This is a genomic window from Streptomyces rimosus subsp. rimosus (assembly GCF_000720725.1).
In the GTDB taxonomy this organism is placed as follows: domain Bacteria; phylum Actinomycetota; class Actinomycetes; order Streptomycetales; family Streptomycetaceae; genus Streptomyces; species Streptomyces rimosus_A.
The window spans coordinates 28,925-51,117 of sequence record NZ_JOCQ01000036.1; the positions used below are offsets into that span (position 1 = coordinate 28,925).

Annotated in this window: 16 protein-coding genes; 10 read left to right on the forward strand and 6 right to left on the reverse strand. The window is 69.5% G+C overall.

The features are described from left to right. Positions 1 to 333: 333 nt before the first annotated feature. The 3 genes from IH45_RS0119775 to IH45_RS0119785 all read left to right on the forward strand — a co-directional run bounded on the left by IH45_RS0119775 (position 334) and on the right by IH45_RS0119785 (position 3,025). Positions 334 to 537, forward strand: a complete 204-nt coding sequence (locus IH45_RS0119775; protein WP_003980127.1) for a helix-turn-helix transcriptional regulator — start codon at positions 334 to 336, stop codon at positions 535 to 537. Positions 538 to 613: 76 nt separating this feature from the next. Beyond that, positions 614 to 1,570 (forward strand): 2-dehydropantoate 2-reductase, encoded by a 957-nt coding sequence (locus IH45_RS0119780; protein WP_063763024.1) that lies wholly within the window; start codon positions 614 to 616, stop codon positions 1,568 to 1,570. Between the two features lie 339 nt (positions 1,571 to 1,909). Beyond that, positions 1,910 to 3,025: a Gfo/Idh/MocA family protein gene (locus IH45_RS0119785; protein WP_032917878.1), complete on the forward strand. Its 1,116-nt coding sequence runs from the start codon at positions 1,910 to 1,912 to the stop codon at positions 3,023 to 3,025. A 354-nt stretch (positions 3,026 to 3,379) separates the two neighbouring features. On the opposite strand, the gene IH45_RS0119795 is transcribed toward IH45_RS0119785, so the two are convergent. Continuing rightward, complete coding sequence (locus IH45_RS0119795) at positions 3,380 to 4,600, reverse strand: cation:proton antiporter (protein WP_030669707.1); 1,221 nt, start codon at positions 4,598 to 4,600, stop codon at positions 3,380 to 3,382. A 782-nt stretch (positions 4,601 to 5,382) separates the two neighbouring features. On the opposite strand from IH45_RS0119795, the gene IH45_RS0119800 reads away from it, so the two are divergent. Both IH45_RS0119800 and IH45_RS0119805 read left to right on the forward strand, forming a co-directional pair. Beyond that, the gene (locus IH45_RS0119800; RefSeq protein WP_030669709.1) at positions 5,383 to 5,679 is read left to right on the forward strand and encodes a heavy-metal-associated domain-containing protein; all 297 of its coding nucleotides are present in this window, start codon (positions 5,383 to 5,385) and stop codon (positions 5,677 to 5,679) included. A gap of 5 nt (positions 5,680 to 5,684) precedes the next feature. Further along, the gene (locus IH45_RS0119805) at positions 5,685 to 7,985 is read left to right on the forward strand and encodes a heavy metal translocating P-type ATPase (protein WP_030669713.1); all 2,301 of its coding nucleotides are present in this window, start codon (positions 5,685 to 5,687) and stop codon (positions 7,983 to 7,985) included. A 510-nt stretch (positions 7,986 to 8,495) separates the two neighbouring features. Here the strand turns inward: IH45_RS0119805 and IH45_RS0119810 are convergent. The 5 genes from IH45_RS0119810 to IH45_RS0119830 all read right to left on the reverse strand — a co-directional run bounded on the left by IH45_RS0119810 (position 8,496) and on the right by IH45_RS0119830 (position 15,711). After that, positions 8,496 to 9,785 (reverse strand): citrate synthase, encoded by a 1,290-nt coding sequence (locus IH45_RS0119810; protein WP_030375057.1) that lies wholly within the window; start codon positions 9,783 to 9,785, stop codon positions 8,496 to 8,498. Between the two features lie 115 nt (positions 9,786 to 9,900). Then, a complete protein-coding gene (gene recD2 / locus IH45_RS0119815) occupies positions 9,901 to 12,168 on the reverse strand; it encodes an SF1B family DNA helicase RecD2 (RefSeq protein ID WP_030669717.1) in 2,268 nt (755 codons plus the stop codon). 347 nt (positions 12,169 to 12,515) lie between these two features. Continuing rightward, positions 12,516 to 13,391, reverse strand: coding sequence for a sugar phosphate isomerase/epimerase family protein (locus tag IH45_RS0119820; protein ID WP_050514991.1), 876 nt, complete (start codon positions 13,389 to 13,391; stop codon positions 12,516 to 12,518). Beyond that, a complete protein-coding gene (locus IH45_RS0119825) occupies positions 13,388 to 14,533 on the reverse strand; it encodes a dihydrodipicolinate synthase family protein (RefSeq protein ID WP_050514992.1) in 1,146 nt (381 codons plus the stop codon). Before IH45_RS0119825 ends, IH45_RS0119820 begins: the two co-directional genes overlap by 4 nt. A gap of 26 nt (positions 14,534 to 14,559) precedes the next feature. Beyond that, on the reverse strand, positions 14,560 to 15,711 hold the full coding sequence (locus IH45_RS0119830) for a Gfo/Idh/MocA family protein (protein ID WP_030669726.1): 1,152 nt from the start codon (positions 15,709 to 15,711) through the stop codon (positions 14,560 to 14,562). Positions 15,712 to 15,911: 200 nt separating this feature from the next. Here IH45_RS0119830 and IH45_RS0119835 point away from each other — a divergent pair, with 200 nt between their 5' ends. The 5 genes from IH45_RS0119835 (at position 15,912) to IH45_RS0119855 (ending at position 22,192) form a co-directional block, all read left to right on the forward strand. Continuing rightward, positions 15,912 to 17,132, forward strand: a complete 1,221-nt coding sequence (locus IH45_RS0119835; RefSeq protein ID WP_030669729.1) for a LacI family DNA-binding transcriptional regulator — start codon at positions 15,912 to 15,914, stop codon at positions 17,130 to 17,132. A 43-nt stretch (positions 17,133 to 17,175) separates the two neighbouring features. After that, positions 17,176 to 18,135, forward strand: a complete 960-nt coding sequence (locus tag IH45_RS0119840) for a bifunctional helix-turn-helix transcriptional regulator/GNAT family N-acetyltransferase (RefSeq protein WP_030669731.1) — start codon at positions 17,176 to 17,178, stop codon at positions 18,133 to 18,135. A gap of 29 nt (positions 18,136 to 18,164) precedes the next feature. Then, positions 18,165 to 18,974, forward strand: a complete 810-nt coding sequence (locus IH45_RS0119845) for a sugar phosphate isomerase/epimerase family protein (protein WP_030669734.1) — start codon at positions 18,165 to 18,167, stop codon at positions 18,972 to 18,974. 544 nt (positions 18,975 to 19,518) lie between these two features. After that, complete coding sequence (locus IH45_RS0119850; protein WP_030669736.1) at positions 19,519 to 21,348, forward strand: glycoside hydrolase family 3 protein; 1,830 nt, start codon at positions 19,519 to 19,521, stop codon at positions 21,346 to 21,348. Positions 21,349 to 21,568: 220 nt separating this feature from the next. Beyond that, positions 21,569 to 22,192, forward strand: a complete 624-nt coding sequence (locus IH45_RS0119855) for a hypothetical protein (protein ID WP_030669740.1) — start codon at positions 21,569 to 21,571, stop codon at positions 22,190 to 22,192. Position 22,193: the final 1 nt, after the last annotated feature.

Genomic DNA, 22,193 nt, shown 5'->3' on the forward strand with positions numbered 1-22,193 from the left:
CGGCTGACGGCTGACGGCTGACGGCTGACGGCTGACGGCTGACGGCTGACGGCTGACGGCTGACGGGAGATACCCCCTCACACCTCCACACCCCCTACCCCCACCCCTCCTTCCCTCACCTCCTCCACCTTCCTGATCCCGTGACAGCGGTACCCCGGACGTCACGGCTGTCACCATTACGCGGGTCTTCCGTCACAGCCGATCAACAGCCCCTCGCCCCTGCTCACTCAGAGTCGTTCACCGGGCACAGGCTGAGTGATCACCAGACCGCGCGCAGTTCTTCCGTCGGCTCCCCGGCCGTCGCTGCGGGCGGCTGAGGGAGGTGCAAGACCTATGACCGACCGCAGACTCTGGTCGTACAAGGAGATCGCCGCACACATCCGGGTCCAGCCGGACACCGTGCGCTCCTACCGCAAGCACGGACTTCTACCGCAACCTGACCTGGTGGAAGGCGGAAGACCGTACTGGTTCGCCGACACCATCCGGACCTGGGTCGCCCAGCGTCCCGGCCACGGCGGGCGCCGCGACAAGGACTGACACCACCTCCTACCGGCCCCGCGCAGCCGGTGCGCGGGGCCTCCGCAACCGCCCTCCGACCACTTACGCTCGGTGCATGCCACCGATACCCGCACCGGCCACGCCCCACCGCATCGCCGTGATCGGCGGCGGCGCGATCGGCGGATTCGTGGCAACGCTCGCCCACCGGGACGGACACGACATCACCCTGTGCCTGCGTACTCCGTTGAACCGGCTCACGCTCGAAATGGACGGCGAAGTCCTCGACGCGGCTGTGCGCTTCGCCACCGATCCGGAAACGGCCAGTCCCGCGGACTGGGTCTTCCTGACCACCAAAGCCCAGGACACCGCCGGCACCTCCCGCTGGCTGCACCGGCTCTGCCACTCCGGCACAGTCCTGGTCGTGCTGCAGAACGGCGTCGACCACACCGAACGCGTCGCCCCGCACACTCCCGACGGTACGAACATCCTGCCCGCGGTCATCTACGCGTCGGCCGAGTGCACCGCCCCCGGCCACATTCGGCACTACGCGGGCAACGAGATCCACGTTCCCGACGGCCCGACGGCCGCCCGCCTCGCCGATCTGCTCACCACGGACCGGCTCAAAGTCATAGCGGTGCCGGACTTCACGACGACCGCCTGGCGGAAGCTGTTCACCAACCTCGCCGCCAACCCGCTCACCGCCCTCCTCCAGCAGCGCATGGGCATCTTCACCGATCCCGGCATGGCCGCCCTCACCCGCGACATCCTGCGCGAAGCCGCCGCCGTCGCGCGCGCCGAGGGTGCGGATATCCGCGACGCAGACATCGACCTCGTACTGGAAATGTACGGACAGGTTCCGCCGGACGGCGGCTCGTCGATGCTCTACGACCGCCTGGCCGGCCGCCCCCTGGAGCACGAACACATTACGGGTGCGGTGGTACGCGCCGGAGAACGCCACGGAATCCCCACGCCCCTGAACGGCATGCTCCTCACTCTCCTGCGCGCCGTCGACCGCGGCATCCGCGCCGATAAGGACACGGACGCGGACACCACCCGGCTCACCACCCCGTAGGCCCAAGCCAAAACCCAGCCCCAGCCGCACAAGGCCGAGCCCGGGTGCACGCGGCACGGGCGCGCCGCGACACGCCCCCGACCGCACGCACCCACCCGCCTCCGGCCTATCCTGCCAATAGGTATTGACATACAAACGTCCTGACATGCACTCTGCGACGGAGCTCAGGAGCGTCTCCGGCCCGACGCCCCTTCTCAGAACGAAGTAACGCCGACTCAGGCGACCGTCGCACAGGCGCTGATACGTTCCGCCCCCTCTCCGGGCCTGCACGGACGCTCCGGCCGCTCCCTCCCCCTCCCCGCGCCCTGGGCCTCGCCCTTGAACGACAGGAGTTGGCACATGAAGATCGGCCTCATCGGCACCGGACGCATCGGAGCGTTCCACGCCGAGACGCTGAAATCCGTCCCCGGCGTGGACCGCATCGTCGTCGCCGATGCCGACGCCGCCCGCGCCCGCGTTCTCGCGGACACACTCGGCGTCGAGGCCGCCGAAACCCTCCCCCAGTTGTACGCGGACGGCCTGGACGGCGTCGTGATCACCGCCGCGACCAGCGCGCATGCCGAGCTGATCCACCAGGCGCTGGACGCCGAGGTACCGGTCTTCTGCGAGAAGCCGGTGGCGCTGGACGCCCCCGGCACGGTCGCCGTCGTGGAACGCGCCGAGGCTGGTTCCGTCCCCGTACAGATCGGCTTCCAGCGGCGCTTCGACCGTGGCTACCAGGCGGCCAGGGAGGCGCTGCGGTCCGGCGACCTCGGCTGGATCCACACTCTGCGCGCCTGCACCAGTGATCAGTCGCCGCCGCCCGCGGCCTACATCCCCACCTCCGGCGGACTCTTCCGCGACTGCAGCATCCACGACTTCGACATCCTGCGCTGGCTCACGGGCCGCGAAGTGGTCTCCGTGTACGCCCAGGGCGCCAATCGGGGCGCGCCTTTCTTCGCCGACGGCGACGACGTGGACACCTGCGCCGCGCTGCTGCGCTTCGACGACGACACGCTGGCCACCGTCACCGCCACCCGCTACAACGGCGCGGGCCACGACGTCCGCCTTGAGGTCTGCGGCTCCAAAGGCGCGCGGATCGTCGGGCTCGACGACCGGGCCCCGCTGCCGAGCGCCGAACCGCATGTCTCGTGGCAGCGATCCGCCCCCTACGCGACGTTCATGGAACGCTTCCACGACGCGTACGTCACCGAACTGGGCGCCTTCGTGGACGTGGCCGCCGGCCGTACGCAAAGCCCGTGTTCGCCCGCCGAGGCGCTGGAGGCTCTGTACATCGCCGAGGCGTGTGACCGCTCCCGCCGCACGGGCGATCCGGTCCGGGTCGCGGACGTACGCGCCACCGGCGGAGAAGCCGGTGCGTACGGCGCCGAATCAACGCCCTTTCCAGGCACCGCGCGCACAACGGCCACGGTGCACGCTTCGGACACCGTCCGCGCCGACGCTCCTGGCGCGTGACCGCCACGGGCACCCTTCAGATTGGCACGGCGGCGTTCTCGTGGACGACGGACAGGCGGCAGTAAGCGCTTACCGGCGGCACGCCGACTGATCTGCGCCGCTCCGCCTTCTGTCGTCGGTGACCTTGGGCGTGCTCCCTGCGGCAGCGACGTCGGACGTGTACGGCGAGCACCGCCCCGGGCGAGACAGGCGTGCCGGATGTCCGTACACGTACGGACTGCGGCACGGCCTCCACTCAGCGCGCCCTACCTGATCTCCGTGGTGTTCACGATGCTCGGTTTCCGGGGCATGGCCGCGTGGTTCTTTCCGACCGTCAACCTGTCGCAGTGAGAGGCGGAATGCGGGCGCGGCCGCTCACCAGGACTCCGACGCGCCTTCCCGCGGCCCCTCCGGCAGCGGCGCCAGCCCCTCCGCTCCGGCCCGCATCCGCATCGCCACCAACGGGAAGACCAGTACGGAGATCATCGCCGCGCCCACCATGGCCGCCGCCTCCCCCGCGTCGAGTACGCCGCTGTCCTGGCCGATCGTCGTGATCGCGACGACCAGAGGCAGTGCCGTCGACCCGTAGAGCATCAGCGCGGCGCGGTCCTTGCGGCCCAGGTCGCGGGGCGCGAGCAGGACGAGCGGGAGCCCGCGTACAACCAGCAGAAGGACGAGGAACAGCGGGAGGAGCAGGAGCGAGCGGCCGTTCTCGAAGAGGGACGACAGATCGAACTCGACGCCGGTGACGATGAAGAACACCGGCACCAGGAAGCCGAAGCCCATCGCCTCCAGCCGCCCGAGAATTTCCTGACTGCTGTCCGGTGCTGCCTCGTGCAGCACCAACCGCATGATGATCCCGGCCGCGAACGCGCCCAGCAGGATGTCCAGCCCGAACACCTGAGAGATGCCGAGCATCACGGCCAGCAGCAGGACGAACAGCCGGATGGCGAACTGGCCGCTGCTGTGCAGGGTGCGCGCGATGATCCGGTAGAACCACATCGGGCTGGGCTTCAGGGCCCAGTAGACGGCTCCGGCGGTCAGCAGCGCGAAGGCGAAGAGCAGGATGGCCGACTCGCCGGGGTTGCGGCCGCTGAGCAGCAGCGCCATCGCGATGATCGGCCCGAACTCGCCGACCGCCCCGGTGGCCATCATCACCGAGCCGAAGCGGGTGCCCAGGTCCCCGGAGTCGCGCAGGACGGGCAGCACGGTGCCGAGGGCTGTACTGGTGAGCGCGGTGCCGACGACGATCGCCTTGGTGACGTCGCCGGCGGCGAAGCCGAAAGTGATGGCCAGGCCGAGGGCGAGCGCGACGACCCAGGCGCAGCCGGCGCGTTTGAGGGTGTCACCGCGCACCTTGGCGAACTCGATTTCGTACCCGGCGATGAACATCAAGGTGGCCAGCCCGAGGTCGGACAGGACGTTGACGGCTTCTCCGGGATGCGCCCAGCCGAGGACGTCCGGGCCGATCAGGATGCCCAGCACGATCTCGAAGATGACCAGTGGTACGGGCAGCCAGCGGCCGAGGCCGTATGCGAGGAGCGGGGCGGCCACGGCGATCGCCATGATCAATACGAGGGTTGCGGACTGCGACATAAGCCGCTTTTCTACCACAACGGGCAGCACGTTCCCGCTTCGCCGGCCACCGGCTCCGGCACCCTTTTCGACGCCCCCGCAGCCCGCCGTCGCGCACGCCGTTCCGCATGTCGCCGGGCCGCGCACACCCTCTTGTAGGCACAGCGCCCAGCCACATCACCGGTTCAGTAACCGCTTACTTCGCCTCGCGGCACAGATTCACAGGCACTCCACTCCTCGACTGAAGCCCCGAAGAGTGCGACCCACACCGGCCCGGCACTTCCCACGCCCGCCGGATAGTGGCGCATCGCATCAGTGCACCGCTCCCGACGACAACGCTCACGACCCATCAGCCGAACAGGAAGCACGCCACCGCTACGAACGGCATTCCACGCCGCCCCACCAGAGCGCTTGGCGCCGTGCCCGCCGAAGCATCCAGGACCGTACGGGACCGCCGAAGCGCCACGCAACCAGGCGCATCAGCAGATCGCCGAGAGGTGCCAACAGAGAGAACTCGTCACCAGAGGGGGCAGTGCGGTGAGCGCCAGCAGTCAACGGAAAACCGCGCCCATGCCCTCCGCCCCCCACTCCGCCCCCGAGGCCTGAAGCCTCAAGGCTGACGCGCGACGGAAGATCCGGCGACGCACAGGAGGCGAACACCTGGCATCGATACCCCCCAGGGGTATATAGTTACGGGCATCAGGAAGCACCGGAGGACTCCCGGGTTCCCGGTATTCCCACGCCATACGCGCCCGACAGCGAACACGTCGAGCACGGCGACCACACGCAACGAGGAGACATCCATGACTGCCGAAGCGACCAACGGTTCCTGCTGCTCCCCCGAGGGCTCCTGCCACTCGGGTGCCGCCGACGTCCAGGTCGGCGACGTCACCACCACGTACAAGGTCGGCGGCATGACCTGCGGCCACTGCGAAGGCGCTGTCTCCTCGGAAATCTCGGAGATCCCGGGCGTGCACTCGGTACAGGCGTCCGCCGCCACCGGCCTGGTGACCGTTGTCTCCAAGGCGCCGCTGGACGAGTCGGCCGTCCGCGCGGCGGTCGACGAGGCGGGCTACGAACTCGAGGGTCCGGCGGCCTGAGTCCGATGACCGGTACGACCACGCAGGCGCGGGTCGAGCTCGCCATCGGCGGCATGACCTGCGCCTCGTGCGCGGCGCGCGTGGAGAAGAAGCTGAACCGGATGCCGGGCGTCAGCGCCACCGTGAACTTCGCCACCGAGAAGGCACGGGTCGAGTACGGCGACGGGGTGTCCGTGGACGACCTGATCGCGACGGTCGAGAAGACGGGCTACACCGCGCAGCGGCCGGCGCCGGCTGAGCCCGCGAAGACGACTCCGGCCGGTGCGTCCAAAGGTTCCGCCGACACGGCCGTCGCCGAGAACGGCGTGGACGCCCACGACCGGGATCTGGCCGGTCTGCGCCAGCGGCTGACCGTCTCCGCCGCCCTGGCCGTCCCCGTTGTCCTGCTGTCGATGGTGCCGCCCTTCCAGTTCGACAACTGGCAGTGGCTGTGTCTGACGCTGGCCGCGCCCGTCGTGGTCTGGGGCGCGTACCCCTTCCACCGGGCCGCCTGGACGAATCTTCGGCACGGCGCCGCCACGATGGACACTCTGGTCTCCCTCGGCACGCTCGCCGCTTTCGGCTGGTCACTGTGGGCGCTGTTCCTCGGTGACGCGGGCATGCCCGGTATGCGGCACGGTTTCGACCTCACCGTGGCCCGTACGGAAGGCTCCTCCGCCATCTACTTGGAGGCCGCGGCCGGTGTGACGGCGTTCCTCCTGCTCGGCCGCTACCTGGAGGCCCGTTCCAAACGGAAGGCGGGCGCCGCGCTGCGAGCGCTGCTGGAACTGGGTGCCAAGGACGTTGCGGTGCTGCGGGACGGGCGTGAGGTGCGTGTCCCTATAGACCAGCTGGCTGTCGGCGACCGGTTCGTCGTGCGCCCCGGCGAGAAGATCGCCACGGACGGCACAGTCGTCGAGGGCAGATCCGCCGTGGACGCTTCGATGCTGACCGGCGAATCGGTGCCGGTCGACGTGGCTCCCGGCGACAGCGTGACGGGTGCGACGGTAAACACCAGCGGCCGGTTGGTGGCCGAGGCCACCCGGGTCGGCGGCGACACACAGCTGGCACGGATGGCCGCGCTGGTCGAGGCGGCGCAGAGCGGGAAGGCCGAGGTACAGCGGCTCGCCGACCGGGTCTCCGCCGTCTTCGTGCCCGTCGTGCTGGTGATCGCGGCCGGCACCCTGGCCGGGTGGCTGCTGGCGACCGGTGACGCGACCGCGTCCTTCACGGCCGCCGTCGCCGTACTGATCATTGCTTGCCCCTGCGCGCTCGGGCTCGCCACGCCGACAGCCCTGATGGTCGGTACGGGCCGCGGCGCACAGCTCGGCATCCTGATCAAAGGCCCCGAGGTACTGGAGTCGACCCGCCGCATCGACACCGTCGTACTGGACAAGACCGGAACGGTGACCACAGGCCGGATGAGCCTCTACGAGGCCGTACCGGCGCCGGGTGTCGCAGAGGAAGAGCTGCTGCGGCTGGCGGGCGCGCTGGAGCACTCGTCGGAGCACCCGATCGCGCGCGCCATCGCGGAAAGCGCCCGCGAGCGCTTGGGAGAGCTGCCGGAGCCGGAAAGCTTCGAGAATGTAGCGGGCCTGGGCGTGCGGGGCGTGGTGGACGGACGCAGCGTCTCCGTCGGGCGCGAACGGCTGCTTCGCCAGGAGGCCGGGGAAGCACCTACGGCCAGTGCCCTGCCAGAGGCCCTGGCTGCCGCCAGGGACGCCGCAGAGGCGGCCGGGCGGACAGCCGTACTCGTCGCCTGGGACGGTCAGCCACGCGGCCTGCTGTCGGTCGCCGACACCGTGAAGGAAGACAGTGCTGAGGCGGTGCGTCGGCTACGCGCTCTGGGGCTCGCCCCTGTACTGCTGACTGGTGACAACCAGGCGGTGGCCGATGCGGTGGCGGCGGAGGTCGGCATCGACGAGGTGACCGCCGAGGTACTGCCGGAAGACAAAGTCGCGGTTGTCGAGCGGCTGCAGGGCGAGGGCCGCAGCGTGGCGATGATCGGCGACGGTGTCAACGACGCCGCCGCCTTGGCCGCCGCCGACCTGGGGCTGGCCATGGGGACCGGTACGGACGCCGCCATAGAGGCCGGAGACCTCACCCTCGTACGCGGTGACCTGCGGGTCGCGGCCGACGCCATCCGGCTGGCCCGCCGGACGCTCGCCACGATCAAGGGAAATCTCTTCTGGGCCTTCGGCTACAACGTCGCGGCGGTGCCGCTCGCGGCGGCCGGGCTGCTCAATCCGATGATCGCGGGGGCGGCGATGGCCTTCTCCTCGGTCTTCGTGGTCAGCAACAGCCTCAGGTTGCGGCGCTTCCGATGACGAGATGTACGTGGCGGCAAAATTTTTCGCCTTCACAACCTCCCTACATCTGACACAACACCCATACCCAAGGGCCTCGATCTCCAGGTCGAGGCCCTTGACCGCATTCGCCCCCTTATGGCAAGAGACCCAGATCACAGCGATTGGAACGTAACCATTGCGGGGGGTCGCGAGTCTAACCGTGCGGTGCAGGCACCTCGGCGGGGCCTGCACCGCAACGGCCAGGCTGGTCTTGGGGGACTTCGCCCGGCAACGCGTGGCCGGGGCGACGTGCCCGGGGAGCTTTGAGCGGCCCTCCCGTACGTGCGCGTCCCGGCAGATCGCGGCACCACCATGAAGCGCCCGGACGGATCCCGTGGGGGGAATCCGACCCGGGGAACAAGGGAAGCGCCCCGCGCTCCGGACCCGTGGGGGGATCTGGAGGCGGGGCGCTTTCTGCTGGGCGGACCGGCTCGGGCCGCCGCGCGGGCGGCCGGCCGGTCGGCGGCTGTCCCGGAACCCGGGAGGACCTCAGCGCTCCTCGACCGGGACGAAGTCGCGCTCGACGATCCCGGTGTAGATCTGGCGCGGGCGGCCGATGCGGGAACCCGGCTCCTTGATCATCTCGTGCCACTGGGCGATCCAGCCGGGCAGCCGGCCGAGCGCGAAGAGCACGGTGAACATCTCGGTCGGGAAGCCCATGGCCCGGTAGATCAGACCGGTGTAGAAGTCCACGTTCGGGTAGAGCTTGCGCTCGACGAAGTAGTCGTCGGACAGCGCGTGCTCCTCCAGCTTGAGCGCGATCTCCAGCAGCTCGTCGGACTTGCCGAGCGCCGAGAGGACATCGTGCGCCGCCGCCTTGATGATCTTCGCCCGGGGGTCGAAGTTCTTGTAGACGCGGTGCCCGAAGCCCATGAGCTTCACGCCGTCTTCCTTGTTCTTCACCTTGCGGATGAAGGAGTCGACGTCGCCGCCGTCGCGCTGGATGCCCTCCAGCATCTCCAGCACGGACTGGTTGGCACCGCCGTGCAGCGGGCCCCACAGCGCGTTGATACCGGCCGAGATCGAGGCGAACAGGTTCGCCTGCGAGGAGCCGACCAGACGCACGGTGGACGTCGAGCAGTTCTGCTCGTGGTCCGCGTGCAGGATCAGCAGCTTGTCCAGGGCGCTGACCACGACCGGGTCGAGCTCGTACTCGGCGGCCGGCACCGAGAAGGTCATGCGCAGGAAGTTCTCGACATAGCCGAGGTCGTTGCGCGGGTAGACCACCGGGTGGCCGACCGACTTCTTGTACGCGTACGCCGCGATCGTCGGCAGCTTGGCCAGCAGCCGGATCGTCGAGATGTGGCGCTGCCGCTCGTCGAACGGGTTGTGGCTGTCCTGGTAGAAGGTCGACAGCGCGCTGACCACCGAGGACAGCATCGCCATCGGGTGGGCGTCCCGCGGGAAGCCGTCGAAGAACCGCTTGACGTCCTCGTGGAGCAGGGTGTGGTAGGTGATGTCCTGCTTGAAGTTCGCCAGCTGGTCCACGGTGGGCAGCTCACCGTTGATCAGCAGGTAGGCGGTCTCGACGAACGTGCTGCGCTCTGCGAGCTGCTCGATCGGGTAGCCGCGGTACCGAAGAATCCCGTTCTCACCGTCCAGATAGGTGATCGCGGATTTGTACGCGGCAGTGTTGCCATAACCGGAATCCAGGGTCACCAGACCGGTCTGGGCGCGCAGCTTCGAGATGTCGAAGCCCTTGTCGCCGACGCTGCTGTCGACGACCGGGTAGCTGTATTCGCCGTCCCCGTAACGCAGTACTACAGAGTTGTCGCTCACGTCATCCCTCACCGACGTTGTGCCTCTTCTTCGAGGTGCCCTGACTGCCTATACCTTCCCCCATTTGGACCTTGCCTGTGCACTCGGGGTCGGCCATAGGGCCTCCAGGCGGCACTCAGTGCCGCTTCAGCTGCCCATCCTGCTCCCCTTCGCCCCGTTTGGGGAAGAGGTGACCACGCACCGCGCCTGCGAGTCGGTGACGCAGTGCGGTCCACCTCCGCCCGGCCGATACGGTGCGTACAGCCTGCCCCAAAGCCTTGCGCGAGCCGACCAGCACCACCAGTCGTTTTGCCCGGGTAACACCCGTATAGAGCAGGTTTCGCTGCAGCATCATCCAAGCGCCGGTGGTGACCGGAATCACCACTGCCGGATACTCGCTGCCCTGGGAGCGGTGGATGGTCACCGCATAAGCGTGCGCCAGCTCGTCCAGTTCGTCGAAGTCGTAGGAGATCTCCTCGTCCTCGTCCGTGAGCACCGTCAGCCACTGCTCATCTGAGTTGATCTTGGTGACGACGCCGACGGTGCCGTTGAAGACGCCGTTGCTGCCCTTCTCGTAGTTGTTGCGAATCTGCGTCACCTTGTCGCCCACCCGGAACACCCGCCCGCCCACGCGCCGCTCCGGTATGTCCGGCCTGGCGGGGGTGAGTGCCTGCTGGAGGAGCCCGTTCAGCGTGCCGGCGCCGGCCGGGCCGCGGTGCATCGGCGTGAGCACCTGCACGTCCCGCCGAGGATCCAGGCCGAACTTCGCGGGGATACGGCGGGCCACCACGTCGACCGCGACCCGCCCGGCCTCCTCGGTGTCCTCCTCGGCGAAGAGGTAGAAATCGGTCATGCCCTCCGTGATCGGCAGCATGCCCACGTTGATGCGGTGGGCGTTCGTGACCACTCCCGACTGCTGGGCCTGGCGGAAGATCCGGGTCAGCCGTACGGACGGGACCGGGCAGCGCTCGGCGAGCAGATCGCGCAGCACCTCGCCCGCGCCCACCGAGGGAAGCTGGTCCACGTCACCCACCAGGAGGAGGTGGGCGCCCGGCGGCACCGCCTTGATCAGCTTGTTGGCGAGCAGCAGGTCGAGCATGGACGCTTCGTCGACCACGATCAGGTCGGCGTCCAGGGGACGGTCCTTGTCGTACGCGGCGTCCCCGCCCGGTTTGAGCTCCAGCAGCCGGTGCACCGTGGACGCCTCGACGCCGGTCAGCTCCGAGAGCCGCTTGGCGGCCCGGCCGGTGGGGGCCGCGAGGACCACCTTGGCCTTCTTGGCGCGGGCCAGCTCCACGATCGAGCGGACCGTGAAGGACTTCCCACACCCCGGCCCGCCGGTCAGCACCGCGACCTTCTCCGTGAGCGCCAGTCGTACGGCGGCCTCCTGCTCGGGCGCCAGGCTGGCCTTCGTACGCTCGGCGAGCCAGGCCAGTGCCTTGTCCCAGTGCACCGTCCGGAAAGACGGCATCCGGTCCTCGCGCGTGCCCAGCAGCCGCAGCAGCTGGGACGCCAGGGAGATCTCGGCGCGGTGGAAGGGGACCAGATAGACGGCGGTGATGGGGTCTGCACCGTCCGGGCTGGGCACGGTCTCGCGGACCACGCCTTCCGGATCCGCCGCCAGCTCCCCCAGGCAGTCGATGACCAGCCCCGTGTCGACATGCAGCAACTTGACCGAGGCGGCGATCAGTTCCTCCTCCGGGAGGAAGCAGTGCCCCTGGTCGGTGGACTGTGAAAGGGCGTACTGCAGACCTGCCTTGACCCGCTCCGGGCTGTCCTGCGGGATGCCGATGGCCTGGGCGATGCGGTCGGCGGTCAGGAAGCCGATGCCCCAGACGTCGGCGGCGAGACGGTAGGGCTCGTTCTTGACCACGGAGATCGAGGCATCGCCGTACTTCTTGTAGATGCGCACTGCGATGGAGGTGGAGACGCCCACCCCCTGGAGGAAGACCATGACCTCCTTGATGGCCTTCTGCTCTTCCCAGGCGTCGGCGATCAGCTTCATGCGCTTCGGGCCGAGGCCGGGCACCTCGACGAGGCGCTTCGGCTCCTGCTCGATGACGTCGAGGGTGTCCAGGGCGAAGTACTCGGTGATGCGGTCGGCCATGACCGGGCCGATGCCCTTGATCAGGCCGGAGCCGAGGTAGCGCCGTATGCCCTGGATCGTGGCGGGCAGGACGGTGGTGTAGTTCTCGACGGTGAACTGCCGTCCGTACTGCGGGTGGGAGCCCCAACGGCCCTCCAGTCGCAGTGACTCCCCCGGCTGAGCGCCCAGCAGCGACCCGACGACAGTGAGGAGGTCACCGGAGCCGCCCGTGTCCAGACGCGCGACCGTGTAACCGGTCTCCTCATTGGCGTAGGTGATCCGCTCCAGGACCCCTTCGACCACGGCTGGAATGAACATGAACCGACCGTACCGCCAGCGTCCGACATCGCGTTCGGCCCTGTGGATAACTTGCGTCGGAGCTGGCTGCGGAGGCTCTACGGTGAGGTCCGCCGCGAGCCGCACACAGTCTCCGCACGTGTCGCGGAGGACGCGTCGGCAGCCGATTCGGCGCCCTTGGCGACGACCGTCACAGCAAACGCTTCGAGGGGCCCGGTCTGGCGCCCGGACCCCTCGATTCCCCCTCCGTTCGGCCCCCTGATCCCCCCTCGGATCCCCCCGGTTCCCTCTCCCCTTGGGAGCCTGACGACATGTACGACCCGCCCGGCCCGGGAACGGTTGCACAGATCCGCTGAGTTATTTCTTCGTTACCTGGTGTGCATGATGTGGGTGGTGAACCGCTCTACGACTTCGGCCAGCACTTCGCTCCCCGGCCGCTCCCACAGCGACGGATTGAAGATCTCGACCTCGATGGGCCCCCGGTAGCCGGCGGCGTCGACCCGCTGGCGGAACCACCGCAGGTCCACCGCGCCGTCGCCGAGCTGGCCGCGCCCGAGCAGCACCCCCGCGGGCAAGGGTGTGACCCAGTCGGCGAGTTGGAACGCCGCGATACGTCCGGCAGCGCCCGCGCGTTCGATCTGCGTGCCGATCGTGTCGTCCCACCACAGGTGGTAGGTGTCCACGACCACACCCACCCGCTCGGCCGGGAACCGTTCGGCCAGGTCGAGAGCCTGGGCGAGAGTCGAGACGACGCAGCGGTCCGCCGCGTACATCGGATGCAGCGGTTCGATCGCGAGCCGCACTGCCGCCTTGGCCGCGTACGGCGCCAGTTCTCCCAGGGCATCGGCGACGCGCTCACGGGCACCGCGCAAGTCGCGACTGCCGGGCGGCAGCCCGCCGGAGACGAGGACGAGGGTGTCGGTGCCGAGCGCGGCCGCCTCCTCGATGGCTGCCCGGTTGTCGGCCAGCGCGTCCGCGCGTCCCTTGGGATCGGAAGCGGTGAAGAAACCACCGCGGCACAGGCTCGTGACGACCAGCCCCGCATCCCGTACGAGCCGGGCTGCGGCAGCTGCTCCGTACGCCTGCACCGGGGCGCGCCAGAGACCGACACCCCGCACTCCCGCTCGGGCGCAGCCATCGGCGAGTGCGGGCAGGGACCATTGCTTGACGGTCTGCTGGTTGAGGCTGAACCGGGCGAACAGGTCGTCTCGTTCTTCTGCCACATCCCGGGATTCGACACTCATGCCGAGCCACCTCCGAGTACCGAAGCCAGTTGGCGCATGCGAGACTCTGCCAGTTCAGGGTCTGGGAACAGGCCCAGCGAGTCAGCCAGTTCGTACGCACGCTTCAGGTGCGGCAGCGACCTGGCCGATTGGAGGCCGCCCACCATCGTGAAGTGCGACTGGTGCCCGGCAAGCCAGGCCAGCAGGACGACACCGGTCTTGTAGTAGCGCGTCGGCGTCTGGAAGAGGTGGCGGGAGAGTGTGACGGTCGGATCCAGCCGCTTGCGGAAAGCAGCCGTGTCTCCACTGTCGAGCAGGCGTAAGGCATCCGCCGCCAGCGGGGCGAGGGGGTCGAAGATACCTAGGAGGGCGTCACTGTGCCCGTGTTCGTCGCCGGCGATCAGCTCGGGGTAGTGGAAGTCGTCGCCTGTGTAGCACCGCACACCGACCGGGAGGCGGCGGCGTAGCTGGATTTCGCGGTCCGCATCCAGGAGCGACACCTTCACGCCGTCCACTTTGTCGGGGTGCTCGGCGATGATCTGCAGGAACGTGTCGGTCGCGGTGTCCAGTTCCGAACTGCCCCAGTAGCCCTCCAGGGCCGGGTCGAACATGGGGCCGAGCCAATGGAGGATCACCGGCTGGGCGGCCTGGCGCAGCAGATGTCCGTACATCTCCACGTACGATGCCGGGCTTTCGGCTGCCCCGGCCAGATGCCGGGACGCCATGACGATGGCCTGGGCTCCGGCACCCTCGACGAGGGACAACTGCTCCTCGTAGGCGGCCTTGATGTCGGCCAGGCTCGCGGAGGGTGCTGCCAGTTGGTCCGTGCCGACACCGCAAGCGATGCGCCCGCCGACCGCCGCTGCCTCGGCGGCGGAACGGAGGATCAGCTCGGACGCCGAGGCCCAGTCCAGCCCCATGCCACGCTGCGCGGTGTCCATGGCCTCCGCCACGCCGAGACCGTGCGACCACAGGTGGTGGCGGAAGGCGAGGGTGGCATCCCAATCGATGGCGGCGGGGCCGTCCGGGGTGGTGTCGGCAAAGGGATCGGCGACCACGTGGGCGGCGGCGAAGACGGTACGGGAGACGAAGGGGGCGGCCCGGTTCGGGGGCTCAGCGGGCGCCCGAACCGTGTCGGACTCGGCCCGGAGGGGATCGGTCATCGGTCCGGGCCTGCTCACCCACCCGTTCATCGCCCCAGCTCCGGCACGTCCAGGCGGCGTCCCTCCGCCGACGACTTCAGCCCCAGTTCAGCGAGCTGCACACCGCGCGCGCCCGCTGCCAGGTCCCAGCGCCAGGGCTCGTCCCGTACGACGTGGCGCAGAAACAGCTCCCACTGCGCCTTGAAGCCGTTGCCGAAATCCCCATTGTCCGGGACTACCTGCCACTGGTCACGGTAGGAATCGGTGGTCGGTACGTCCGGGTTCCAGACCGGTTTGGGGGTGGCGGCCCGGTGCTGGACGCGGCATCCGCGCACTCCCGCGACGGCTGAGCCTTCCGTCCCGTCAACCTGGAACTCGACAAGTTCGTCCCGGTGGACCCGCACCGACCACGAGGAGTTGATCTGTGCGACGATGCCGCCGTCCAGCTGGAAGATGCCGTAGGCGGCGTCGTCCGCGGTGGCCTCGTACGACTTGCCGTTCTCGTCCCAGCGGCGCGGTACGTGTGTGGTGACCTGCGCTTGTACGGTCCGTACGCACCCGAAGAGTTCGTGCAGGACGTACTCCCAGTGCGGGAACATGTCGACCGCGATGCCGCCGCCGTCCTCGGCGCGATAGTTCCACGAAGGGCGCTGCGCCGACTGCCAGTCGCCCTCGAAGACCCAGTAGCCGAACTCGCCCCGTACGGACAGAATGCGGCCGAAGAAGCCGCCCTCGACCAGGCGACGGAGTTTGAGCAGGCCGGGCAGGAAGAGCTTGTCCTGGACGACACCGTGTTTGACGCCGGCTTCGTCGGCCAGCCGAGCCAGTTCCAGTGCTCCGTCGAGCCCGGTGGCGGTCGGCTTCTCGCAGTACAAGTGCTTTCCGGCAGCAATCGCATTCTTCACCGCTTCCTCACGGGCAGCGGTGACCTGGGCATCGAAGTAGATGTCGATGCTGTCGTCCGCGAGCACCGCATCCAGGTCCGTGCTCCAGTGCGCCAGTCCGTGACGCTCGGCCAGTGCCCGCAGCTTGTGCTCTGTACGGCCGACGAGGACCGGCTCAGGCCAGATCACTGTGCCGTCGCCGAGGTCCAGGCCGCCTTGTTCCTGCAGCGCAAGGATGGAGCGGACCAGATGCTGGCGGTAGCCCATGCGCCCGGTCACACCGTTCATGGCGATGCGTACGGTCTTGCGTGTCACGGCCCGGCCCTTCTGGAGAACTCGGCTCGCGCGACGGGCGCGATGCGGGCACCGGGCGCGCACGGCGAGCGGACGACAACGGTGAGCAGGACGGCAGCGAGCGCGCATCCGAAACGCGTAGCAAGCGCTTTCTATCGCGAGAGAAGCTAGCCTGCGGCGCAAGGCAGGGACAAGAGGCACGACATGGGGTGGGGCGATCGATGGCAGTGACGCTGGCGGATGTCGCGGCGCGGGCGGGGGTCTCGACGGCGACCGTCTCGCGCGTGCTGAGCGGCAACTACCCGGTTGCCGAGAACACCCGCGCCCGGGTGCTGCGCGCCGTGGCAGACCTGGAATACGTGGTCAACGGCCCGGCCAGCGCGCTGGCAGCCGCTACTTCCGACCTGGTGGGCATCCTCGTCAACGACATCGCCGACCCGTTCTTCGGAATCATCGCCTCGGCCGTGCAGTCCGAGATGAGCGCTGGTACGGGACAGCACATCGGCAGCGGGACGAACCCCCGAACGGGTGACAGCGGCACGCGCCGTCGCCCGGGTGCCGGCCCCGCGCTCGTACCGGCCGGTGAAAAACTGGCCGTGGTCTGCAACACCGGAGGCTCCCCGGAGCGTGAGCTGACGTACCTCACGCTGCTCCAGCGCCAACGCGCGGCCGCCGTCGTACTGACCGGCGGCGCGGTGGAGGACGCCGGTCACGCCGCGGCCGTGACCGCCGCGCTGAGGCGCCTGGCCGCGGCCGGCACCCGGGTGGTGCTGTGCGGCCGCCCGCCCCTGGGCCCGGAGGCCGATGCCCGGAAGCCCAAGGCGACCGCTGGGCCTCGTACCGACCTGGAGGCGCGAATCCTCCAGCGCGCCATCCGGAAAGTCCCCACCGCCCCCTCCCCCATCACCCTCGCCTTCGACAACCGCGGCGGTGCCCAGCGGCTCACCGAGCACCTGATTTCGCTCGGGCACCGGCACATCGGCTACATTGCCGGGCCCGTCGGCCGTACCACCACCCGCCACCGCCTGGAGGGCCACCGCGCCGCCCTCACCGCGCACGACATCCCGGACCCGGCCCACCGCACCGTCCACGGCGCCTACGACCGCGCCGCCGGTTACGACGCCGCGCTGGAACTACTTCGTCGCGACCCAGCTTTGACAGCTGTCATCGCGGCCAACGACACCGCTGCGCTCGGCGTGTGCGCCGCCCTGCGCGACCGCGGGCTGCGGGTACCCGGCGACATCTCCGTGGCGGGCTTCGACGACCTGCCGTTCAGCGCGGATGCCGCCCCGGCTCTCACCACCGTACGGCTGCCGCTCCAGGAAGCCGGCGCGCGAGCCGGACGGCTGGCGACGGGGCGCGAGACGCCTCCTCCAGGAGAAATCGCCACTCTTTGCGGGGACTTGATGGTGCGCGAATCGACTTCTTCTCCCTACTCTTGACTCAGTCAACCTTGACTGGGTCAACGGTAAGGCGGGGAGCGCCATGACAGGGCGAGAGGTCCAGCGGGTCCGCAGCTTCAACCGCTTCTACACGAACCTCATAGGCGCCCTCGACTACGGCCGTCACCTCTACACCCCGTACACCCTCACCGAAGCCCGCGTCCTGTACGAGATCTCCCACGGTCACCGCGTGGACGCCGCCGACCTGCGCAGTGCGCTCTCCCTGGACGCGGGTTACCTCAGCAGGCTGCTCACCAGGTTCGAGGAGAGCGGGCTGATCACCCGCGGCCCCTCGGAGCGGGACGGCCGACGGCAGCGCATCACCCTCACCGAACACGGCCGCGCGGCCGCGGATCTCCTGGAGGAGCGATCGCGCGACTCCGCGGGGACGCTTCTCAGGCACCTTTCCGCTCCCGACCGAGCGCGGTTGCTGAATGCGATGACGGCCATACGGGGACTGCTCGGCGATGCGGCGGAGCGGTCGGCGCCCGTGTTGCGGCTGCGTGGCCCCGAACCCGGTGATCTCGGCTGGATGGTGCAGCGCAACGCCGACCTGTATGCGCGGGAGTACGGCTTCGACCTCAGTTACGAAGCGCTGGTGGCTCGGATCGTCGCCGAGTACGCCGAGCATTACGACCCGCTGTGGGACCGCACGTGGATCGCCGAGCTGGGCGGCGAACGGGTCGGCGCGGTCATGTGCGTACGGGACGGGATCGCAGCGGTGCCCCGGGAGACGAACGGGGCACCGCCGCGTACGGCCCGGCTGCGGCTTCTCCTCGTCGAGCCGGAGGCGCGCGGACGCGGCGTCGGTCAGGCCCTCGTCACCGCTTGTGTCGGATTCGCCCGCGAGAACGGTTACCGCGAGCTGGTGCTGTGGACGAACTCCGTACTGAGTGCGGCACGCGTCCTGTACGAGCGGGCCGGCTTCGAGCTGACCGCGGAGAAGCCGCACCGCAGTTTCGGTAGGGAGCTTGTCGGTCAGGACTGGCGTTTGCCGCTCTGATCTGTGTTCACATGGTTCTCATGAGCGATATGCGATATGCGTTCTCGACACTCGGAGTGCCCGGGATGCCGGTGGGCGAGGTCGTGCGGCTGGCGGCCGGCGCCGGATTCGGCGGGGTGGAGCTGCGGGCTCATCCCGAGGAACAGGTGCATCCGCGCATCGGCCTGCGGGAACGGGCCGCGGTGCGTGAGCAGTTCGCCGAGGCCGGGGTGGAGATCCTCGCGGTGTCCGGGTACGCACGGGTGGCAGCCGCCCATGACGAACGCGGGGAGGAGGAGCTGGCGGCGGAGCTGACCGAGCTGGTCGTGCTCGCTTCGGACCTGGGTGCGCAGTTCGTGCGGGTGTTCCCCGGCGGTGGTGACCGGCCCGTCGGCGAGGCCGATGCGGACGCGGCCCGGCACCTGGCCGCGGTCGCGCCGTTCGCGGCCGAGCGGGACGTGCGCGTCCTCCTGGAGACGCACGACTCGCATCCCCGGGGCGCCGACGCGGCACGCGTACTGGGCCCCGTGGGCCACCGGAACATCGGTGCGCTGTGGGACGTGCTCCACCCGTGGCTCGCCGACGAGGACCCGGTCGACACGTACGCCGGTCTCGCCCCGTATCTCGGCTTTGTACAGGTCAAGGATGTCGTCTCCACCGAGGACACCGCTCCGCTGCCGCTCGGCGCCGGCACGGTTCCGCTGGCCGACTGCATCGGCGCGCTCGCCCGCGCGCAGTGGGGCGGCTGGCTGTGCTGGGAGTACGAGAAGCGCTGGTATCCACGAGCCGCCGAACTGCCCGGACTGCTCAGCGCGGGACGCGAGCACTTGGAGCAGCTGGTGGCGTCGGCGACCTCCTGAAAGCTTCCATTCAGAGTGTTGCCTGGCGTATGTGCGGCTGCAAGGCGCCGAGGCGTGCGCCAGGCCGTACGCACATACGCCCCGCTGCGATGCCGTCGGCATCCTTGTCCGGGAGGCCCGAGGCCGCCTCAAGAACACATCCCGCCCACATCCGTACCATTTCCCGTATTCGCGTCGAACCGGGGAACCCACCCGGGCCGCCGACCGTCAAAACGGTGTGCTGTGTGACCCCGCAGAGCGGTGTCGGCCTCGCTGCTGGCTGCGTTGCTGACCACCCTCTCCGCCGCCTGCGGCCGGCAGCACCCGCCACCGGTGCACCCCCCTCCAACGCGCCGGTGGCGGATCACTGCTCGGCGCGCGCCCGTGCCCGGCCGCACAGCGGCTTACGCGCCTTCCTTCTTCCTCCGCGTCGCCAGTTCCCCCGACTGGCAGAGCCGTTGAGCATTGACCGGCAATACTTTTCCGACTATCCGTGACTTCTTGGAAGTTTCCTTCACACCGCCGGGGCAGCACTCGGCGAGGAGACACTCCGGAAGGAGCGCAGATGCACTCCAGACGTACCGTCCTGACCACCGCCGCAGCCGCCGCCTGTGCCATGGGTACGGGCGGCGGCGTCGTTCATGCCGCCACCTCCGGCACCTCCGGCTCACGCGTCACCGGTGCCGTCGCCCGTAACCGCGTGGCCCGGCTCATCTCGCGGATGAGTCTGGAGGAAAAAGTCGGGCAGCTCTTCGTGATGCGGGTCTACGGACATTCCGCGACCGACCCCGACCCGGCCGACGCCGAGGCCAACCGCAAGGAGATGGGGGTCTCCAACGCTGCCGAGCTGATCGTCAAGTACCACCTCGGCGGCATCATCTATTTCGGCTGGGCCCACAACACCCGTGAGCCACACCAGATCGCCGACCTCTCGAACGGCATCCAGCGGGCCGCCGCCGCACAGCGCGTCCCCGTGCCGCTGCTGATCTCCACCGACCAGGAGCACGGGATAGTGGCCCGGATCGGCGCGCCCGCCACGCTCTTCCCCGGCGCGATGGCGCTGGGCGCCGGCCGCTCGCGCGAGGACGCCCGTACGGCCGGCCGGATCGCCGGCGAGGAGCTGTACGCGATGGGAGTCCGGCAGGACTACGCGCCGGTCGCCGACGTCAATGTCAACGCCGCGAACCCGGTGATCGGCGTACGGTCCTTCGGATCGGTCCCGGAAGCGGTGGCGCGGCTGGTCACCGCCCAGGTACGGGGCTACCAGAGCGCGGGGGTCGCCGCGACGGCCAAGCACTTCCCCGGGCACGGCGACACCGACACCGACAGCCACGTCGGCCTGCCCACGATTCGCCACACGGCCGAGGAGTGGGAGCGGCTGGACGCCCCGCCGTTCCGGGCCGCCATCGAGGCCGGCATCGATTCGATCATGACCGCGCACATCGTCGTCCCGGCCTTCGACGCGAGCGGCGACCCGGCCACGCTGTCCCGTCCGATCCTCACCGGCATCCTGCGCGAACGCCTCGGTTACGACGGCGTGGTGGTGACCGACTCGCTCGGCATGGAAGGCGTACGGACCAAGTACGGTGACGAGCGCGTGCCGGTGCTCGCGCTCAAGGCCGGCGTCGATCAGTTGCTCAATCCGCCCGACATCGCCGTGGCTTTCGCCGGCGTGCTGAAGGCTGTGCGGACGGGTGAGCTGACCGAGGAAGCCATCGACGAGAAGCTGCTGCGCATCTTGCGGCTCAAGGAGCGGCGCGGTCTGTTCGACGATCCGTACACGACACACCGCGCAGTGGACCGTACGGTCGGGACGCGGCGGCACCTGGCCACGGCGGACCGGATCGCCGACCGCACCACGACGCTGCTCGTCAACGACGGCGGTCTGCTGCCCCTGTCCCGGCGCGCGCAGCGGCGGCTGCTGGTCGTCGGCGCCGATCCGGCGTCGCCGTCCGGGACCGGCGGGCCGCCCACCAAGGTGCTTGCGGAAACCTTCAACCAACTGGGGTTCACGGCCACCGCCTTCTCCACCGGTACCGCGCCCACCCGCGAACAGATCGGCCAGGCGGTGGCTGCGCTGGAGCAAGGGGACGCGGTGGTCGTGGCGACGTACAACGTCACGGCCACGTCGTCGCAGCGCGCCCTCGTCGACGCGCTGCTGGCCACCGGCAAACCGGTCGTGCAGCTGGCCGTCCGCAACCCGTACGACATCGCGCACCTGCCGGGCGTACGGGCAGGTCTGGCCGCTTACTCGTGGACGGACGTGGAACTGCGGGCCGCCGCACGCGTGATCGCCGGCCGACGCGACCCGGAGGGGAAGCTGCCGGTCCCGGTGATGCGTGCCGACGCGCCGGGCACGGTGCTCCACCCGGTCGGGTACGGCCTGTCGTATTGAGCAGCTGAACGGAACGGGGGCAACGGCCGTACGGGGTGCCGGATGCGGAATCTCGTACGGCTCCCGCGCTTCCCTCGTACGGCCGGTGTACCGCCGGACCCGGAGCAGTTCGTACTGCGCGCCCCGTACCCCGTGCGCAATGCGTCCGTTACGCCTGGCGTGCTCCCGAATGCACGGGACACGCTGGTCCGTACGCACCGGGGGGACACAGGGGGCCGCGATGCGCGGGTTCAGGCGGTACGGCGGCGGGGCGCTGGGCTGTGCGGTGGCGTTGCTGCTCACGGCGCTGCCCGCCTGTCAGCGTGGAGGCGGCGCGGTTGCCGACAGGAACGGCGGCGCGATGGCCTCGTCGCCTTCGCCGACAGCAACGTTCCTCGCCCGCGGTACGTGCAGCACTCGCGGACGCACCGTCTTCCATCAGGTGTCCTGCCGTAGCGAGAAGGCCGCGGCTCTGGTGCTGACCCGGTACGACGGGCCGCAGGCTCAGGGGCCGCTGTGCCCGGAGCGTACGGACTTCGTCCTGCACATCAGCGAACACCGGCCGTCCTCCGACGAGGACGGCGACGGTGCGGTACCGCAGGGGTACGCGTGCATGCGCAACCTGGAGGCGCCGCATCCCGGCGACCCGGGCGGGGGCGGCGGCCCGCGCACCATCGTCGGCGACTGCCTCAGCCGGCTGCGGCAGGGCGAGGTGAAAGAAACCGCTTGCGACGGAACGGGACCCCGCGCGCCGCGGTACCGGGTAACGGCCGCAGTGCGCGCCCGCGCGTCCTGTCCGGCCGACACAGAAATGTACGTACAACTAGGCGGCGGGGCACCGATCGGGTGCGCCCGCCGCCTGTAGT

Excerpts from the sequence above, each read along its gene's own strand:
- IH45_RS0119855 (WP_030669740.1), top strand. The coding sequence starts at position 21,569 with ATGCGCGGGTTCAGGCGGTACGGCGGCGGGGCGCTGGGCTGTGCGGTG.
- IH45_RS0119780 (WP_063763024.1), top strand. The coding sequence starts at position 614 with ATGCCACCGATACCCGCACCGGCCACGCCCCACCGCATCGCCGTGATC.
- IH45_RS0119845 (WP_030669734.1), top strand. The coding sequence starts at position 18,165 with ATGCGATATGCGTTCTCGACACTCGGAGTGCCCGGGATGCCGGTGGGC.
- recD2 (WP_030669717.1), bottom strand. The coding sequence starts at position 12,168 with ATGTTCATTCCAGCCGTGGTCGAAGGGGTCCTGGAGCGGATCACCTAC.
- IH45_RS0119795 (WP_030669707.1), bottom strand. The coding sequence starts at position 4,600 with ATGTCGCAGTCCGCAACCCTCGTATTGATCATGGCGATCGCCGTGGCC.
- IH45_RS0119785 (WP_032917878.1), top strand. The coding sequence starts at position 1,910 with ATGAAGATCGGCCTCATCGGCACCGGACGCATCGGAGCGTTCCACGCC.
- IH45_RS0119800 (WP_030669709.1), top strand. The coding sequence starts at position 5,383 with ATGACTGCCGAAGCGACCAACGGTTCCTGCTGCTCCCCCGAGGGCTCC.
- IH45_RS0119835 (WP_030669729.1), top strand. The coding sequence starts at position 15,912 with ATGGCAGTGACGCTGGCGGATGTCGCGGCGCGGGCGGGGGTCTCGACG.
- IH45_RS0119840 (WP_030669731.1), top strand. The coding sequence starts at position 17,176 with ATGACAGGGCGAGAGGTCCAGCGGGTCCGCAGCTTCAACCGCTTCTAC.
- IH45_RS0119820 (WP_050514991.1), bottom strand. The coding sequence starts at position 13,391 with ATGAGTGTCGAATCCCGGGATGTGGCAGAAGAACGAGACGACCTGTTC.
- IH45_RS0119805 (WP_030669713.1), top strand. The coding sequence starts at position 5,685 with ATGACCGGTACGACCACGCAGGCGCGGGTCGAGCTCGCCATCGGCGGC.
- IH45_RS0119825 (WP_050514992.1), bottom strand. The coding sequence starts at position 14,533 with ATGACCGATCCCCTCCGGGCCGAGTCCGACACGGTTCGGGCGCCCGCT.
- IH45_RS0119775 (WP_003980127.1), top strand. The coding sequence starts at position 334 with ATGACCGACCGCAGACTCTGGTCGTACAAGGAGATCGCCGCACACATC.
- IH45_RS0119850 (WP_030669736.1), top strand. The coding sequence starts at position 19,519 with ATGCACTCCAGACGTACCGTCCTGACCACCGCCGCAGCCGCCGCCTGT.